Below are 15,991 nucleotides of genomic sequence, written 5' to 3' on the forward strand. Positions count from 1 at the left end.
CTCCCACCTCCTCGGACCGGACCTGCGTGCCACAGTGTGGGCATGACGTCGGTCGAGCCCGAGCAACGACCACAGACCGAGGAGCACCGGCGGCTCGAGCACTCACCGGACGACGGGGACCCGTGGCGCGCCTGGGGTCCGTACGTCTCGGGCCGGCAGTGGGGGACCGTGCGCGAGGACTACTCGGCCGACGGTGACGCGTGGTCGTTCTTCCCGTTCGACCACGCCCACGCCCGCGCCTACCGCTGGGGCGAGGACGGCATCGCCGGCCTCTGCGACCGCTACGGCTTCCTCAACCTCGCGGTCGCGATGTGGAACGGCCGCGACGACCGGCTCAAGGAGCGCTGCTTCGGGCTCACCAACGGCGAGGGCAACCACGGCGAGGACGCCAAGGAGTACTGGTGGCACCTCGACGCCACCCCCACGCACAGCTGGGCCCAGCACCTCTACCGCTACCCGCAGGCAGCCTTCCCGTATGCCGTGCTCCGGGAGACGAACGCGGCCCGCGGTCACGAGGATCCCGAGTTCCAGCTCGTCGACACCGGGGCCCTGGCCGAGGACCGGTTCTTCGACGTCGTCACGACCCACGCCAAGGCGGCACCCGGTGACGTCCTCGTCACGGTCGAGGCCACGAACCACGGACCCGACCCGGCGCCGCTCGACCTCGTGCCGCAGCTGTGGTTCCGCAACACCTGGGCCTGGGGCCGGGACGACCGCACACCGGTCATCGAGGTCGTCGAGGGCACGCCTCCCGGCGGTGTCGTGCTGCGGGCGACCCACGCCCACCTCGGGGTCGTCGAGCTCCACGCCGAGGGAGCGCCCGAGGTCCTCGTCTGCGACAACGAGACGAATGTCGAGGCGGTGTTCGGGGAGGGCGAGAGCCGCAGCCCGCACCCCAAGGACGCCGTCGACCGCGCGGTCGTCCACGGTGACCGGAGCCTGCTCGCCACCGACGGACGCGGCACCAAGGTGGCCCTGCGCTACTCCTTCGCCGAGGTCGCGCCGGGGGAGACCGTCCGGGTCCGGCTGCGGCTGCTCGACGACGCCTGGGCCGACGGCGCCCGCCCGGAGGCGCCGGCGCCCGGGCCCCCAGCGGGCGGTGGTGTGTTCGGTGGCGGCTTCGACGACGTGCTCGCGACGCGTCGACGTGAGGCCGACGCGTTCTATGCCACGGTCATCCCCGACGGCGTCGGGGATCAGGAGCGGCTCGTGGCCCGACGCGCCTTCGCCGGGCTCAACTGGGGCAAGCAGCTCTACCGCTACGACGTGCGCGAGTGGCTCGCGGGCGACCCGGCCGGACCGCCACCACCGGACTCCCGCCGGGCCCGAGAGCCGCAGGGCCGCAACACCTCGTGGACCCACCTCGCCCTCGCCGACGTCATCTCGATGCCCGACGAGTGGGAGTACCCGTGGTTCGCCGCGTGGGACCTCGCCTTCCACACCGTCGCCATCGCCCACATGGACCCGCAGTTCGCCAAGAACCAGCTGCTGCTCATGTGCCGCGAGTGGAGCCAGAACCCCAACGGCCAGCTCCCGGCATACGAATGGCAGTTCAGCGACGTCAACCCGCCGGTCCACGCCTGGGCGGCCTGGCACGTCTACGTGCTCGACGGCGCGCGGGACCACGGCTTCCTCGTGCGGGTCTTCACCAAGCTGCTCTTCAACTTCTCGTGGTGGCTCAACCGCAAGGACTCCGACGGGTCCAACCTCTTCGAGGGCGGCTTCCTCGGGATGGACAACATCAGCGTCTTCGACCGGTCGCGCGAGGTGCCGCAGGGGTGGCGGCTCGAGCAGTCCGACGCGACGAGCTGGATGGCGTTCACCTGCCTTCAGATGCTCCGGATCGCGCTCGAGCTGAGCCGGGTCGACCGGTCGTGGGACGGGCTGGCGACGACCTTCCTCGAGCACTTCTTCTCGATCGCCGAGGCGATGGAGACCTTCGGCACCGAGGGCGTCTCGCTCTGGGACGACGAGGACGAGTTCTTCTACGACGTGCTCGTCGACGCCGACGACCAGGGGTCACCGGTGCGGGTGCGCTCGCTCGTCGGCCTGCTGCCCCTCATCGCCGTCGCCAACGTCCCGGCGTGGGCGTTCGACGAGCTCGGCGACTTCACGTCGCGCCTGCAGTGGCTCCAGGACCGCCGGCCCGACCTCACCGACTCGCTGCTCCACAGCCAGGACGGTGAGGTCGTCCACAACAGCCTCACCCCGGTCGTGCGCCCCCGGCTCGAGGCGATCCTGCGACGCCTCTTCGACGAGGGGGAGTTCCTCTCACCCCACGGGATCCGGTCGCTCTCGGCGGCCTACCGCGGCGGGGCCGACATCGACGCCGGTGGCACCGCCGTGCACATCGAGTACGACCCCGGCGAGTCGACCACCGGCATGTTCGGCGGCAACTCGAACTGGCGCGGACCCGTGTGGTTCCCGACCAACGTGCTCATCCTCGACGCGCTGCTCGTCATCGCCGAGGGCGCCGACAGCGACGTCCGCGTCGAGTTCCCCACCGGGTCCGGGCGCGAGGTCGCGCTCGAGGAGGCGGCCATCGGTCTGCGCGACCGCCTCATCGCCCTCTTCCTGCCGGGCGAGGACGGCAGGCGCCCCGGCACCCCACGCGAGTATCCCGGCGGCGACCTGTGGGACGTCCACCCGACGTTCAGCGAGCACTTCAACGGCGACAACGGCGTCGGCCTCGGGGCCTCGCACCAGACCGGCTGGACCGCCCTGGTCGCCCACCTCATCTGCACCCCACCCGACGCCCTGCGCGAGGAGATCGACACATGAGCACCGCCGTCCCACACCACCGCCCGCTCGAGGGCAAGGTCGTCATCGTCACCGGCGGCAACAGCGGTATCGGGGAGGGCATCGTCCGCGAGGCCGCGGCCCAGGGCGCCAAGGTCGTCATCGACTACGTGTCCGAGCCCGAGGCGGCGCAGGCGATCGTCGACGACATCGTCGGAGCCGGGGGAGCGGCCGTGGGCTGCGAGGCCGACGTCTCGAAGGTCGCCGACCTCCAGCGGCTCGTCGACACCGCCGTGAGCGAGTTCGGCCGGCTCGACGTCATGGTCAACAACGCCGGTGTCGAGCTCGGTGAGACGCTCGCGACCCTCACCGAGGAGAAGTACGACCTCCTCATGGGCGTCAACCTCAAGGGCGCGGTCTTCGGGTCGAAGCTCGCCGCCGAGCAGATGCGTCGGCAGGGTGACGGTGGCGTCATCGTCAACATCACCTCGACCCACGAGGACTGGCCGATGCCGAGCGACCTCGCCTACTGCGTCTCCAAGGGCGGCATGCGGATGCTCACCCGCACGTCGGGGGTGGAGCTGGGCCCGGACCGCATCCGCGTCGTCGGGGTCGGGCCGGGGGCCATCGACACGCCCATCAACGACGACGACACCCCCGCGGAGACCAAGGCGCTCGAGGCCGCCGTGCCGCTGGGTTACATCGGTACGCCGCAGGAGATGGGACGCGTCGTGTGCTGGGCGGCGAGCGACGCCGCGTCGTACGTCACGGCCACGACGGTCATGGCCGACGGCGGTCTCATGCAGAAGCCCGGCGCCGTCTGAGCGGCGGCCCGACCTACCGGGGTGGTTCGTCACGGCCCTGTGGAGGGCCGCACCGTGGCGTCGGCGGGACGGCATAGGCTGCTGCGGTGCCGACCCTCGACGACCTCCTTGCAGCCGCTGTCAGCGGGGTCAAGGGCAGCGAGCGGCCCGGCCAGGTGTCGATGGCCAAGGCGGTCGCGCACGCGATCGACAACGACGAGCACCTCCTCGTCCAGGCCGGCACCGGCACCGGCAAGTCCCTCGCCTACCTCGTCCCCGCGGTCCAGCACGCCATCGACGCGGGCAAGCCCGCCGTCGTCGCCACCGCGACCCTGGCCCTCCAGGCGCAGATCGTCGACCGTGACATGCCCCGCGTCGCCGACGCGCTGACGCCCCTGCTCGGCCGCCGCCCGACCTACGCGATCGTCAAGGGGCGGCGCAACTACCTGTGCGCCCACAAGCTCGAAGGTGGTTTCCCCGACGACGAGGAGGGCCTGTTCGGCGTCGGCGACGTCGACAAGCAGGCCGGACGCCTCGGCCAGGAGGTCGTCCGACTGCGCGAGTGGGCCGACGAGACCGAGTCGGGCGACCGCGACGAGCTCGTCCCCGGTGTCTCCGAGCGCGCCTGGCGCCAGGTCTCGGTGAGCGCCCACGAGTGCCTCGGCAGCAAGTGCCCGATGGTCGCCGAGTGCTTCGTCGAGCGCTCGCGCGAGGCCGCCAAGAGCGTCGACGTCATCGTCACCAACCACTCGTTCATGGCCATCGACGCCTTCGAGGGCAGGCAGATGCTGCCCGAGCACGACGTGCTCGTCGTCGACGAGGCCCACGAGCTCGTCGACCGCGTCACCGCGACGATCACCGACGAGGTGACGCCCGGCATGGCGCGGCTCGCGGCCAAGCGCGCCGGCCGGCAGGCCGACTCGAGCGAGACCGTCGACGACGCCGGCACCTTCCTCGAGTCCGTCCTCGACGAGATCCCCGAGGGCCGGCTCACCGGCATCCCCGACAACCTCGCGCTCGCCCTCGCCCGGCTGCGCGACACGACCCGCCAGGTGCAGACCGAGCTCAAGCCCGCACAGGGCCAGGAGGTCGACGGCTCGCGCCAGGTGGCGCGCGCGGCCATCGACGAGCTCCACGAGAACGCCTCCCGCGTCCTCGAGGAGCGCGAGCTCGACGTCGTCTGGGTGAGCAAGGACCCGCGGCGGGGCAGCGTCCTGCGGGTCGCCCCGATGAGCGTCGCGATGCTCGTGCGCGACAAGATCTTCGAGGAGCGCACCGTCGTCCTCACCTCGGCCACGCTCGAGCTCGGCGGCACCTTCGACGCCGTCGCCGGCACGATCGGTCTGCGCGGCGAGGGTGCGCCGAAATGGACCGGCCTCGACGTCGGCAGCCCGTTCGACTACCCCCAGCAGGGCATCGCCTACGTCGCCAAGCACCTCCCGCCGCCGGGCCGCGACGGTGCCTCGCCCGAGACCATGGACGAGATCGAGACGCTGGTCCGCGCCGCCGGGGGGCGCACGCTCGGGCTTTTCTCGTCGATGCGTGCCGCCCGCGCCGCCACCGACGAGATGCGCGATCGCCTCAAGGACCTCGACGGCGAGGTCGCCGTGCTCTGCCAGGGCGAGGACCAGATCTCGACCCTCGTGCGGCAGTTCGCGCGCGACCCGCGCACCTGTCTCTTCGGCACCCTCAGCCTCTGGCAGGGCGTCGACGTCCCGGGCTCGAGCTGCCAGCTCGTCATCATCGACCGCATCCCGTTCCCCCGGCCCGACGACCCGCTGGCGTCCGCGCGCTCGCAGGCCATCGCCCGCATGGGTGGCAACGGCTTCATGGCCGTGTCCGCGACCCACGCGGCGCTGCGCCTCGCGCAGGGCGCCGGCCGCCTCATCCGCCGCGGTGACGACCGTGGCGTGGTCGCCTTCCTCGACTCCCGCATGATGAGTGCCCGGTATGCCGGGTTCCTCCAGCGCTCGCTCCCGCCCTTCTGGCCGACGTCGGACCGCACCCTCGTCCTCAACGCCCTCAAGCGGCTCGACGCCACCGCGCCCCCGCCGCTCGAGGTCGCCGACCCGGCCCTGCGCGGACTCACCGGCGCCGTCAAGGGCACGTCGATGGGCGACGCCGGGGTCAAGGGCCAGGTCGACGCGACCGACACCCGACCCGTGGCGACCGCACCACCCGTGGCCCCGTCCGCCCGCACGGCGGTGACCCAGGGACATGCGTGGACCGACGAGGAGGACGAGGAGCTGCGGGACGGGGTCGACCTCGGTCTCGACGTCGAGGAGCTGAGCGAGTCCCTCGAGCTGCCGGCCGACGTCATCGCGGCCCGGCTCGACGGCCTGGGTCTCGAGGCCGGCGCGGGCTCCACCCTGAGCTTCGACTGAGACCGAGGCTCTCGCAACGTCTGTGGGGAGGGCTCTGCCAGCGACCTTCGACGCTGACGTCGCGGGTGACGGGGCAGGGCGACGTCGGAGCCGCGTGGCAGAGTGACCGCCGTGAGTGATCTCGTCGAGGTGCAGCGCCGGGTGCCCCCGCTCGTCCTCATCGCCGGGCCCGAGCAGGTCCTCGCCGAGCGCGGTCTGGGCGAGGTCCTCGAGTCGGTGCGCGAGCGGACCCCGGACGTGGAGGTGATCCGGCTCCACGCCGCCACCTACGAGCCCGGCGAGCTCACCGTGCACGCCAGCCCGTCGCTCTTCGGCGGCGACAAGGCGGTCGTCGTCCACGACCTCGACGAGGCGACCGACGAGCTCCAGCAGGACCTCCTCGCCTACCTCGCTGCGCCGCCGGACGACGTCACGCTCGTCGTCGTGCACAAGGGCGGCAACCGCGGCAAGAAGGTCCTCGACACGCTCAAGAAGGCCCGGGCACGGGTCATCGACGCCCCCGCGATCAAGACCGACCGCGACAAGGCCGACTTCGCGATGAACGAGTTCCGGCGCGCCAAGCGCCGGGCGACGGGCGAGGCCGTCCAGGCACTCGTCGACGCCATCGGCAAGGACCTGCGCGAGCTCGCCTCGGCGTGCCAGCAGCTCATCGCCGACACGACCGGCGTCATCGACGAGCAGGTCGTCCTCACCTACCACGGTGGCAAGGTCGAGGCCACGGGCTTCAAGGTCGCCGACGCCGCCGTCGCCGGTGACGCGGGGGAGGCCCTGCGGCTGCTGCGCCACGCCATCGCGGTCGGTGTCGACCCGGTCCCGATCGTCGCCGTCCTCGCCCAGCAGATCCGCCAGCTCATCAAGGTGGGCTCGGCCGGACGCGGACGCTCCGCCGACCTCGCCCGCGACCTCGGCATGGCGCCGTGGCAGGTCGACAAGGCCCGCCGCTCGCTCCAGGGGTGGACCGCGGAGGCGCTCGCCCGGTCGCTGCGCGCCGTCGCCGCCGCCGACTTCGAGGTCAAGGGCGGTGGGCGCGACCCCGTCTACGCCGTCGAGCGCGCGGTGCTCACGATCACCCGCGAGAAGGCCGAGGGCGACCGCTGAGCGGTGGGGGAGCACACGGCATACGCACGCGTTCGGGCGTTTTGCCAGTGCCAGCGTCCCGCTGGTAGATTTGCCCCTTGCGTGCGCGCTCAGGTCGTGCGCGTACGTAGTTCCATCCAGAGTGGTTCAGCAAGGGTGTCCCCACTCCCGGTCCCGAGCCGCATCTGCCGCCCTCTAACGGCAACCACCGACCTCTCAGAAAGTTCTCTTCGTGGCAAACATCAAGTCCCAGCTCAAGCGCATCAAGACCAACAAGGTCGCGACCGAGCGCAACAAGGCCGTCAAGTCCGACGTCCGCACCGCGGTCCGCAAGTTCCGCGAGGCCGCCGACGCGGGCAAGGTCGACGAGGCCAAGGACGCCCTCAAGGTGGCGTCGGCCAAGCTCGACAAGGCCGTCAGCAAGGGTGTTCTGCACCAGAACAACGCGGCCAACAAGAAGTCGGCCATGGCCAAGAAGGCCGCCGGCCTCTGAGCCAGCGACACCGCGGTCAGTGACCGCACGCACGAGGGCCCGTCACCATCGCGGTGACGGGCCCTCGTGCGTCTGCCGGCGGCGTCATCCCAGGGCGAGCGCCTTGAGCCGGGTGAGGTCGCCGTTGAAGGCGTTCTTGTCGAGCGGGCTGCTCGTGTACTGCCAGAAGGTGTAGTAGCTCCAGCCCGCGGGCAGCACGCCCGGAGAGGTGTTGTAGCGCGCGATCCACAGCGGGTTCGTCTGCGAGAACTGGCTCGTGTTGCCGGTGCACTGCGTCCACCAGTCCAGGGTCGTGTAGATCACGGCGTCGCGCCCGGTGCGGGCCTTGTAGCGCGAGGTGAAGGCGGAGATCCAGCTGCGCATCCCCGCTTGCGACAGTCCGTAGCAGGTGGCGCCGTAGGGGTTGTACTCGATGTCGAGCACGCCGGGCAGGGTCTTGCCGTCGCGCGACCACCCGCCGCCGTTGTTGACGAACCAGTCGGCCTGGGCCGTCCCGGTCGAGCTCGCCGGAAGGGCGAAGTGGTAGGCGCCGCGGATCATGCCGACGTTGTAGGAGCCGTTGTACTGCTGGGCGAAGTAGGGGTTCTTGTAGGTCGTCCCCTCGGTCGCCTTGACGTAGGCGAACTTCATGCCCTGCCCCCACCAGTAGGCCCAGTCGACGTTGCCCTGGTGGGACGAGACGTCCATGCCCGCGGTCGTCGCCACGGCCGCGGTGGCCGCCGTGGTGCGTTGCTGCACCGGCGTCGTCTTGGCGGTGGCGGTCTGGCCCGCCAGCGGGACGAGGGCGAGGGAGGAGGCGGCGGCCACCCCGGCGAATCTGCGGATCCTGGACATGAGCACTCCTGGTGTTCGCGCTCGGGACCCCCCCGGGCGGACTTTCAGCCAAGGGCCCCCCGGGATCCGCCGCAACCGGAGGGGAGGTTTTTTGCGAAGTCTTTACCTCCTGCGGAACATGTTCACGAGCCGGTCGAGGGGCGATCGCCGCCTGCCCCCCGCACGGTCGGACTGGGGGTGCGGGTGGGCGGCGTGCGCGGCGACGACCTCGTCCCACCTCGCCCGGTCGAGCACCGCGCCTTCGCGTCGGATCGTCGCCGGGTCGATCCGCACGACCCGGTTGACCCGCACCTCGGAGGGGCGCCCCTGGCCGTCCCAGCCGCCGGAGCCGACGTCGACCCAGAACCGCCCGGCGCGTGCCTCCTGCTGCGCGTCGCGGTCGTGGTCCTTGCTCGTGAGCTGCATGCCGAGCACCCAGCGACCGTCCCGACCCACGACGAGCACGGGTCGGTCCTTGCCCCGGTTCGGGTAGTCCTCGTAGGCCACGAACGCCCACACGACCTCGCCCGGATCCGGCTCGCCGTCGACCTCCGGCGCGTACTCGGGGTCGAGGGGGCCGTCGTAGTCGCCGGGATAGCTCGCCATGGCGCCCACGCTACCCAGCGGGCGCGAGACGACAGAGGTATGCCGTGGCGCACCACGGCATACCGGCTCGGCTCGTGCGGTGACCGGCGGAGGAGGTGCGCGGTTCGGTGCGGCAGCCTCGCCGTGGGAGACTGTCCCGACTCCCGATCCGCTCTTCCCGAGGACTTGACGCCTGTGTCTCCCCGCGCCCGCACCGTGCTGCAGCCGCACGCCACGCCGCCGGAGGCGATCCGCAACTTCTGCATCATCGCCCACATCGACCACGGCAAGTCGACCCTCGCCGACCGGATGCTCCAGATCACCGGTGTCGTCGACGACCGGGCGATGCGCGCGCAGTACCTCGACCGCATGGACATCGAGCGTGAGCGCGGCATCACGATCAAGAGCCAGGCCGTGCGCATGCCGTGGGAGACCGTCGATGCCGAGGGCCGCACCGGCGACTTCATCCTCAACATGATCGACACCCCGGGGCACGTCGACTTCACCTACGAGGTGTCGCGCTCGCTGGCCGCCTCCGAGGGTGCGGTCCTGCTCGTCGACGCGGCGCAGGGCATCGAGGCGCAGACCCTGGCCAACCTCTACCTCGCGATGGAGAACGACCTCACCATCGTCCCGGTGCTCAACAAGATCGACCTCCCGGCCGCCCAGCCCGAGAAGTACGCCGAGGAGCTCGCCGGTCTCATCGGCTGCGAGCCCGAGGACTGCCTCATGGTGTCGGGCAAGACCGGCGTCGGTGTCGAGCCGCTGCTCGACGAGATCGTCCGCCAGATCCCGCACCCGGTCGGCGACCCGAACGCACCCGCCCGCGCGATGATCTTCGACTCCGTCTACGACACCTACCGCGGCGTCGTGACCTACGTCCGCGTGGTCGACGGCAACCTCAACCCGCGCGAGAAGATCATCATGATGTCGACTCGGGCGACGCACGAGCTCCTCGAGATCGGCGTCATCAGCCCGGAGCCGGTGCCCGGCAAGGGCCTGGGCGTCGGCGAGGTCGGCTACCTCATCACGGGGGTCAAGGACGTGCGGCAGTCCCGCGTCGGCGACACCGTCACCAACGAGCGCACGCCGGCCGCCGAGGGCCTGGGTGGCTACCGCGACCCCAAGCCGATGGTCTTCTCGGGGCTCTTCCCCATCGACGGCTCCGACTACCCGCTGCTTCGCGACGCCCTCGACAAGCTCAAGCTCAACGACGCGGCGCTCGTCTACGAGCCCGAGACGTCGGTCGCCCTGGGCTTCGGCTTCCGCTGCGGCTTCCTGGGCCTGCTCCACCTCGAGATCGTGCGCGAGCGGCTCGAGCGCGAGTTCGACCTCGACCTCATCTCGACCCAGCCCAACGTCGTCTACGACGTGACGATGGACGACGGCTCGGTCATCGTCGTGACCAACCCGAGCGAGTTCCCCTACGGCAAGGTCGCCGAGGTGCGCGAGCCCGTCGTCAAGTCGACGATCCTCGCGCCGAGCGAGTTCATCGGCGCGATCATGGAGCTCTGCCAGGGCAAGCGCGGCCAGCTCCTCGGCATGGACTACCTCTCCGAGGACCGCGTCGAGCTGCGCTACTCGCTGCCGCTCGCCGAGGTCGTCTTCGACTTCTTCGACCAGCTCAAGTCGCGCACCCGCGGCTACGCCTCGCTGGACTACCAGGAGGCCGGCGACCAGGTGGCCGACCTCGTCAAGGTCGACATCCTGCTCCAGGGCGAGAACGTCGACGCGTTCAGCTCCGTGGTCCACAAGGACAAGGCCTACGCCTACGGCAACATGATGGCCGGCAAGCTCAAGGAGCTCATCCCGCGCCAGCAGTTCGAGGTGCCGATCCAGGCCGCCATCGGCGCCCGGGTCATCGCCCGCGAGAACATCCGCGCCATCCGCAAGGACGTGCTCGCCAAGTGCTACGGCGGTGACATCAGCCGCAAGCGCAAGCTGCTCGAGAAGCAGAAGGCCGGCAAGAAGCGGATGAAGAACATCGGCACCGTCGAGGTCCCGCCGGAGGCCTTCATCGCCGCGCTGTCCTCCGACGACGGCGGCGACACCAAGAAGAAGTAGGCGCCGCCAGCCGCCTCGCGGCTGGTTGCGTCCGCAGAGGTGGTCGGGTTCGCGACCAGGGTTGCGGACGCACGAGGGCGAGCGGCGGGTGAGGGGCGCCACGCGGCGTGGGCGGACGGCATACCGAGAAGTAACATCGCCGTATGCCGGAGACCTTCGCCCTGTACCGCACGCTCACCTCCCTGCCGCTGGGCCGGAAGGCGTTCTCGTTCCTGTTCGCGCAGAAGGCGCCGTACTTCTGGACGGTCCGCCCGCAGGTGCGCGAGGTCCGCGAGCACCACGCCGAGCTCGTCATCAGGAAGCGGCGCGCGGTGCAGAACCACATCGGCACCGTCCACGCGATCGCCGTGTGCAACGGTCTCGAGGCGGCGATGGGGCTGCTCGCCGAGGCGACGACGCCGCCCGGGCGCCGCTGGATCCCCAAGGGCATGGAGGTCGCCTACACCGCGAAGTCGACGACCGACCTGCTCTGCACCGCCGACACCGACCCGGCGGACTGGGCCGAGCCCGGTGACGTGCCGGTGCGCGTCAAGGCGATCCGCGAGGACGGCACCGTCGTCGTCGAGGGCGTCATCACGATCTATGTGAGCGATCGGAAGAAGTAGCCCCATCCATGGTGTTGTGGGTGTCATGACGATCACCGGAACGTACGTCCCGAGCCCGAGCGCCTGGGTCCGCAAGCAGGTCGAGACCATCGAGGAGACCGGGACCACCGGGTCCGTCGACATCCAGGGCAGGCCGGTCGTGCTGCTCACGATGAACGGCGTCACGGGGTCGGTGCGCAAGGTGCCGCTCATGCGAGTAGAGCACGACGGCGTGTATGCCGCCGTCGCGAGCAAGGGCGGGGCACCCGACCACCCGAAGTGGTACGCGAACCTGCTCAAGAACCCCGTCCTCGAGCTCCAGGACGGCGAGCGCTCGTGGGTCGCGCGAGCGCGCGAGATCGAGGGCGCCGAGCGCGACGAGTGGTGGGAGCGGTGCGTCGCGGCGTTCCCGAACTACGCGGAGTACCAGCGCAACACCGAGCGGCTCATCCCCGTGTTCGTGCTCGAGCCGGTCGACGCCGACTGACCTCAGGCGGGCGCGACCGTCGACTCGTCGACGTCGCCGAGCGCCAGTGGTGCGCCGGCGACGGCGGTGTCCTCAGCCGTCACGCGGTCCCGGATCGCGAGCAGGTCGCGCGGCCAGATCTCCTCGGTGGTGGCGGCCAGCTCGTCGCGGGTCCACCAGTGGTGGGCCGTCATCGTGGCGAGCTCGACCTCGGTGTGGCCGGCGGTCGACACCTCGAAGCGCTCGCACCGGACGAACCAGAACTGTTCGTCCTGGGTCGTCACCACGTCGCTGTAGCCGTGGACGACGACCCGCTCGGCGAGCGGCCCGACGAGGGCGGACTCGCTGATGGCCAGGCCTGTCTCCTCGGCGACCTCGCGCACGGCGGCCTCGAGGTCGCTCTCGCCGGGGTCCACGCCACCACCGGCCGTGATCCAGAAGACGGGGACGGGGGTGAGGCCGGGGTCGCTGTCGCGGAAGAGCAGGATGCGGTCGTCCTCGTCGACGAGCAGCACGCGCATGGCCCGGCGGCGGTTGCGCGGCCGGGTGTCCGGGTCGGGTGCGCCGAGGACCGGGAGCGCGCTCGTCACGTGGTGAGCCGCTCGCGCAGGCGGTCGATGTCGGCGGTGGACCACCCCTGCTGCGTGAGCCAGCCGGTGGCGCCGCCGAACTCGCTCTGCACCGTGTCGAGGATGGTCTGCATCGTCTCGGGACGGGGCCGCTGGTCGTCGACGCTCTGCTCGCGCAGCGCCTTGCCGTAGAGGTCGCGAGGCATGAGGCGGGCGATGATCTGCTCGATCCGCTCACCGGTGAGGGCGTAGTCCTCGACGATGACGTCGTGCGGGACGCCGGCCGCGTCGAGGGCCAGTGCCACGACGGTGCCCGTGCGGTCCTTGCCGGCGGCGCAGTGGACGACCGTGGCGCCCGAGCTGCGCGACACGACGTCGAGCGCCGCCGAGATCGAGTCGGGGCGGGTGGAGAGGTAGCCGAGGTAGTGCTCGGACCAGAACGTCGCGTCGCGCACGGGGCGGGTCGAGTGCTCGGGGACGGCGAGAGCCTGCTCGGCCGTGACGGCGCGCCCGTCGCCGAAGAGCGAGTGGTGGTGGTGGGTCAGCGACTCGACGTGCCACAGCGGCCCGGGCCCCTCGGTGCTCACCTCGGTGTCGCTTCGCAGGTCGACGATGTCGCTCACACCCAGCACGTCGACGACGTGGCGGACATCGGCCGGGCTGAGGTCCTGGAGGTTGTCGGAGCGGAGCAGGCGGCGCGGCTGGACCGAACCGCCGTCACGGGTCGGCAGCCCGCCGGAGTCGCGCATGTTGACGACCCCCTCGAGCTCGACCCAGCGCTCGGTGGCGGACACGTCGGACCTGCGGTCATCGCTCACGCCGCCATCGTAGGTCCCTCAGATGTCGACGACCTGCCCGGTCCGCGTCCCCTCGGCCCGGGCGGCGACGGCGCTCGCGACGACGAGGTCGCAGATGCCGGTGCCGAGGTTCGAGACGACGAGCCGGCCCTCGGGACGCGGGGCGTGGAGCAGGTGGCCGGTCCACGCGGTCGCCGCGGGGTAGCCGTCGAGCTTGCCCCTCACCGCCCGGACGGCGGCGAACTGCACCGGGTCGTCCGAGGCGAGGACGGCGGTGTCGGCCAGCGTCGCGTCCACCGAGCTCGCGTAGTCGATGGGCAGGAGGAGGGCGTCCTCGCGCGGCCACGTCGACGGGATCGCCATGTCGGTGAGGCCGATGGAGAGGCCTGTGATGACGACGTCGGCGTTTCGCACGGCCGCCTCCCGCGACGGAGAGACGAGGACACGTATGCCGGGTGCGGCCTTCTCGGTCTCGCGCACCAGCGCGTCGATCGCCTCGCGCCGACGGGCCCAGACCGTGACCTCGGTGTGGCCGAGCGCCTCGAGGACGCGCAGGTGCGAGGCGGCCTGGACGCCCGCCCCGAGGAACGAGACCGAGGCGTCCGGGGGAGCGAGCGCCCGCACGCAGGCGCCGGTGACGGCCGCGGTCCGGACGGCGGTGAGCTCGGCAGCGGGAAGGAGGGCGGACGGCACACCGGTCGTGCCGTCGTTGACGACCATGACGCCGGTCGCGGTCGGCAGGCCGCGCACCGGATTGTCGGGCACGACGCTGATCCACTTGCAGCCCAGCAGGTTCCGCTCCGGGTAGGCCGCCGGCATGGCGTTGGCGAACATCCCGGGGGAGGTGCGCACGGTGGGTTTGGGCGGGACGTCCGCGCGGCCCTCCGCCAGGGCGGTGAGGGCGTCGGCGACGAGGCCGACCACCTCGACGAGCGGTGGGAGGCAGGCCCGGACATCGGCGTCGGTGAGGATGCGCACGGTCGCCAACCTAGCCGGGGGAGGCACGGGGGTAAGGGGAGCGCGGGGCACATAGGTGAGGGCCTCGGAAAGTATGAGTTTCCGAGGCCCTCGACAGATCAAGAACCGAAGTTCTTTCTCTGACGCTCTCACCGAGGTGAGTGCGTAAGGCATTTCTAGTCGGGCGGGTGGGGGCGCGCAAGGGTTCGGTCGGAATTGGTCGAACTTTCTCGGCCCGCGCGGCGTGTCACGCTGGACACGCCGCGCACGAAGCGCTGGTGGTGGTGCGCCGCGGTCCTCCGAGCCGCTGGACGGGGCCCGGTCGCGGGGGTGGGAGGATCTGCGTCATGCCCCGACTGCCCGACGGCGACCCCGCGCCCGCCTCCGGAGAGCTCCCGTCGCAGTCGATCGCGGCCCTGGGCAGCCGGCCGTTCGGCATCTACCTGCACGTGCCGTTCTGCCGGGTGCGGTGCGGCTACTGCGACTTCAACACCTACACGCTCACCGAGCTCGGTCCCGGTGCGAGCACGTCGACCTTCGCCGACACGGCGCTGGCCGAGCTCGACCTGGCACGGTCGGTGCTGGGTGACGCCGTGCCTCGCGTCGACACGGTGTTCGTCGGTGGCGGGACGCCCACGATGCTGCCGGCGGCCGACCTCGTGAGGGTCGTGGACGGCATACGGGAGCGGTTCGGGCTGGCCGACGACGTCGAGGTGACGACCGAGGCCAACCCCGACTCGGTGACCCCCGAGTCCCTGCGCGAGCTGGCCGACGGCGGGTTCACGCGCATCTCGCTCGGCATGCAGTCGGCGGCGCCGCACGTGCTCGCGACCCTGGACCGGACTCACGAGCCTGCCGGGGTGGGGCGGGCGGTCGCGGCCGCTCGCGACGCCGGGCTGGTCACGAGCGTCGACCTCATCTACGGCACGCCGGGGGAGTCGCTCGACGACTGGCGGCGTTCGCTCGACGCGGCGGTCTCGCTTGCGCCGGAGCACATCTCGGCCTACGCGCTGGTCGTCGAGGAGGGGACGAAGCTCGCCGCGCAGGTCCGTCGTGGCGAGGTCGAGCGGCCCGACGACGACGACGAGGCGACGAAGTACGAGCTCGCCGAGGAGGTGCTGTCCGCCGCCGGGTTCGGGTGGTACGAGGTGAGCAACTGGACCCGCACCCCGGCCGGGCGGTGCCGCCACAACGACGGCTACTGGACCGGCGCCGACTGGTGGGGCGTCGGACCCGGCGCACACAGCCACGTCGGCGGGGTGCGCTGGTGGAACGTCAAGCACCCCAGGGCGTACGCCGACAGCCTCGCCTCGGGTGCGTCTCCGGCGGCGGGGCGAGAGACCCTCACGGTCGAGCAGAGGCGCGACGAGCAGGTGCTGCTCGGCGTGCGGGTCCGCGACGGGCTGGCGGTCGACGACCTCGACGACGTCGGTCGGCGTGCCGTGGCAGGACTCGTCGCCGACGGGCTCGTCGACGGGGTGGCCGCCGTGCGCGACCGCCGGGTGATCCTCACGCTGAGGGGCCGCCTGCTCGCCGACGCCGTCGTCCGCCGCCTCCTCGGCGTCGACACCTGACCAGGACCGTTCGCGAACCGCTTCGTGGCTCGCAAGCCTGATCGAACAGGCCCGGGAGCAACCCAGCGGATCGCGAACCGGAGTTG

14 protein-coding genes are annotated in these 15,991 nt (G+C 71.4%); 9 read left to right on the top strand and 5 right to left on the bottom strand.

The genetic code is table 11. The features are described from left to right. The first annotated feature begins 42 nt into the window (after positions 1–42). The 5 genes from KLO01_RS14565 (at position 43) to rpsT (ending at position 7,496) form a co-directional block, all read left to right on the top strand. On the top strand, positions 43–2,781 hold the full coding sequence (locus KLO01_RS14565) for an MGH1-like glycoside hydrolase domain-containing protein (RefSeq protein WP_147066417.1): 2,739 nt from the start codon (positions 43–45) through the stop codon (positions 2,779–2,781). Then, entirely contained in the window at positions 2,778–3,563 is a 786-nt protein-coding gene (locus tag KLO01_RS14570) for a glucose 1-dehydrogenase (RefSeq protein WP_147066419.1), read from the top strand. The genes KLO01_RS14565 and KLO01_RS14570 overlap by 4 nt, the downstream gene beginning before the upstream one ends. An 86-nt stretch (positions 3,564–3,649) precedes the next feature. Continuing rightward, entirely contained in the window at positions 3,650–5,926 is a 2,277-nt protein-coding gene (locus KLO01_RS14575) for an ATP-dependent DNA helicase (RefSeq protein ID WP_147066421.1), read from the top strand. A 102-nt stretch (positions 5,927–6,028) separates the two neighbouring features. After that, a complete protein-coding gene (gene holA, locus KLO01_RS14580) occupies positions 6,029–7,024 on the top strand; it encodes a DNA polymerase III subunit delta (RefSeq protein ID WP_147066423.1) in 996 nt (331 codons plus the stop codon). A 211-nt stretch (positions 7,025–7,235) separates the two neighbouring features. Next, a complete protein-coding gene (rpsT, locus tag KLO01_RS14585) occupies positions 7,236–7,496 on the top strand; it encodes a 30S ribosomal protein S20 (protein ID WP_147066424.1) in 261 nt (86 codons plus the stop codon). Positions 7,497–7,580: 84 nt separating this feature from the next. Here the strand turns inward: rpsT and KLO01_RS14590 are convergent, their stop codons facing one another. Together KLO01_RS14590 and KLO01_RS14595 are read right to left on the bottom strand one after the other, a co-directional pair. Further along, on the bottom strand, positions 7,581–8,330 hold the full coding sequence (locus KLO01_RS14590; protein ID WP_147066426.1) for a lysozyme: 750 nt from the start codon (positions 8,328–8,330) through the stop codon (positions 7,581–7,583). A gap of 102 nt (positions 8,331–8,432) precedes the next feature. Continuing rightward, positions 8,433–8,915, bottom strand: a complete 483-nt coding sequence (locus KLO01_RS14595) for a type II toxin-antitoxin system PemK/MazF family toxin (protein WP_147066428.1) — start codon at positions 8,913–8,915, stop codon at positions 8,433–8,435. Between the two features lie 174 nt (positions 8,916–9,089). Between KLO01_RS14595 and lepA the strand changes: the two genes are divergently transcribed. The 3 genes from lepA (at position 9,090) to KLO01_RS14610 (ending at position 12,029) form a co-directional block, all read left to right on the top strand. Then, positions 9,090–10,958 (top strand): translation elongation factor 4, encoded by a 1,869-nt coding sequence (gene lepA / locus KLO01_RS14600; protein WP_147066430.1) that lies wholly within the window; start codon positions 9,090–9,092, stop codon positions 10,956–10,958. Between the two features lie 143 nt (positions 10,959–11,101). After that, complete coding sequence (locus KLO01_RS14605; protein ID WP_147066433.1) at positions 11,102–11,563, top strand: hotdog fold domain-containing protein; 462 nt, start codon at positions 11,102–11,104, stop codon at positions 11,561–11,563. 25 nt (positions 11,564–11,588) lie between these two features. Continuing rightward, positions 11,589–12,029 carry a nitroreductase family deazaflavin-dependent oxidoreductase gene (locus KLO01_RS14610; RefSeq protein WP_147066435.1) on the top strand — a complete coding sequence of 147 codons (441 nt, stop codon included), beginning with the start codon at positions 11,589–11,591 and terminating at the stop codon, positions 12,027–12,029. Between the two features lie 2 nt (positions 12,030–12,031). Here KLO01_RS14610 and KLO01_RS14615 read toward each other — a convergent pair whose 3' ends face one another. The 3 genes from KLO01_RS14615 to KLO01_RS14625 are packed head-to-tail and all read right to left on the bottom strand — an operon-like array spanning position 12,032 to position 14,352. Further along, positions 12,032–12,598 (bottom strand): NUDIX hydrolase, encoded by a 567-nt coding sequence (locus tag KLO01_RS14615; RefSeq protein ID WP_246136240.1) that lies wholly within the window; start codon positions 12,596–12,598, stop codon positions 12,032–12,034. Next, the gene (locus tag KLO01_RS14620) at positions 12,595–13,395 is read right to left on the bottom strand and encodes a tyrosine-protein phosphatase (RefSeq protein ID WP_246136241.1); all 801 of its coding nucleotides are present in this window, start codon (positions 13,393–13,395) and stop codon (positions 12,595–12,597) included. The genes KLO01_RS14615 and KLO01_RS14620 overlap by 4 nt, the downstream gene beginning before the upstream one ends. Before the next feature lie 18 nt (positions 13,396–13,413). Continuing rightward, complete coding sequence (locus KLO01_RS14625) at positions 13,414–14,352, bottom strand: ornithine cyclodeaminase family protein (RefSeq protein WP_147066437.1); 939 nt, start codon at positions 14,350–14,352, stop codon at positions 13,414–13,416. Between the two features lie 326 nt (positions 14,353–14,678). On the opposite strand from KLO01_RS14625, the gene hemW reads away from it, so the two are divergent. Further along, a complete protein-coding gene (gene hemW, locus KLO01_RS14630; RefSeq protein WP_147066438.1) occupies positions 14,679–15,905 on the top strand; it encodes a radical SAM family heme chaperone HemW in 1,227 nt (408 codons plus the stop codon). Positions 15,906–15,991: the final 86 nt, after the last annotated feature.

Origin of the sequence: Knoellia locipacati (genome assembly GCF_007992835.1) — a bacterium.
In the GTDB taxonomy this organism is placed as follows: domain Bacteria; phylum Actinomycetota; class Actinomycetes; order Actinomycetales; family Dermatophilaceae; genus Knoellia; species Knoellia locipacati.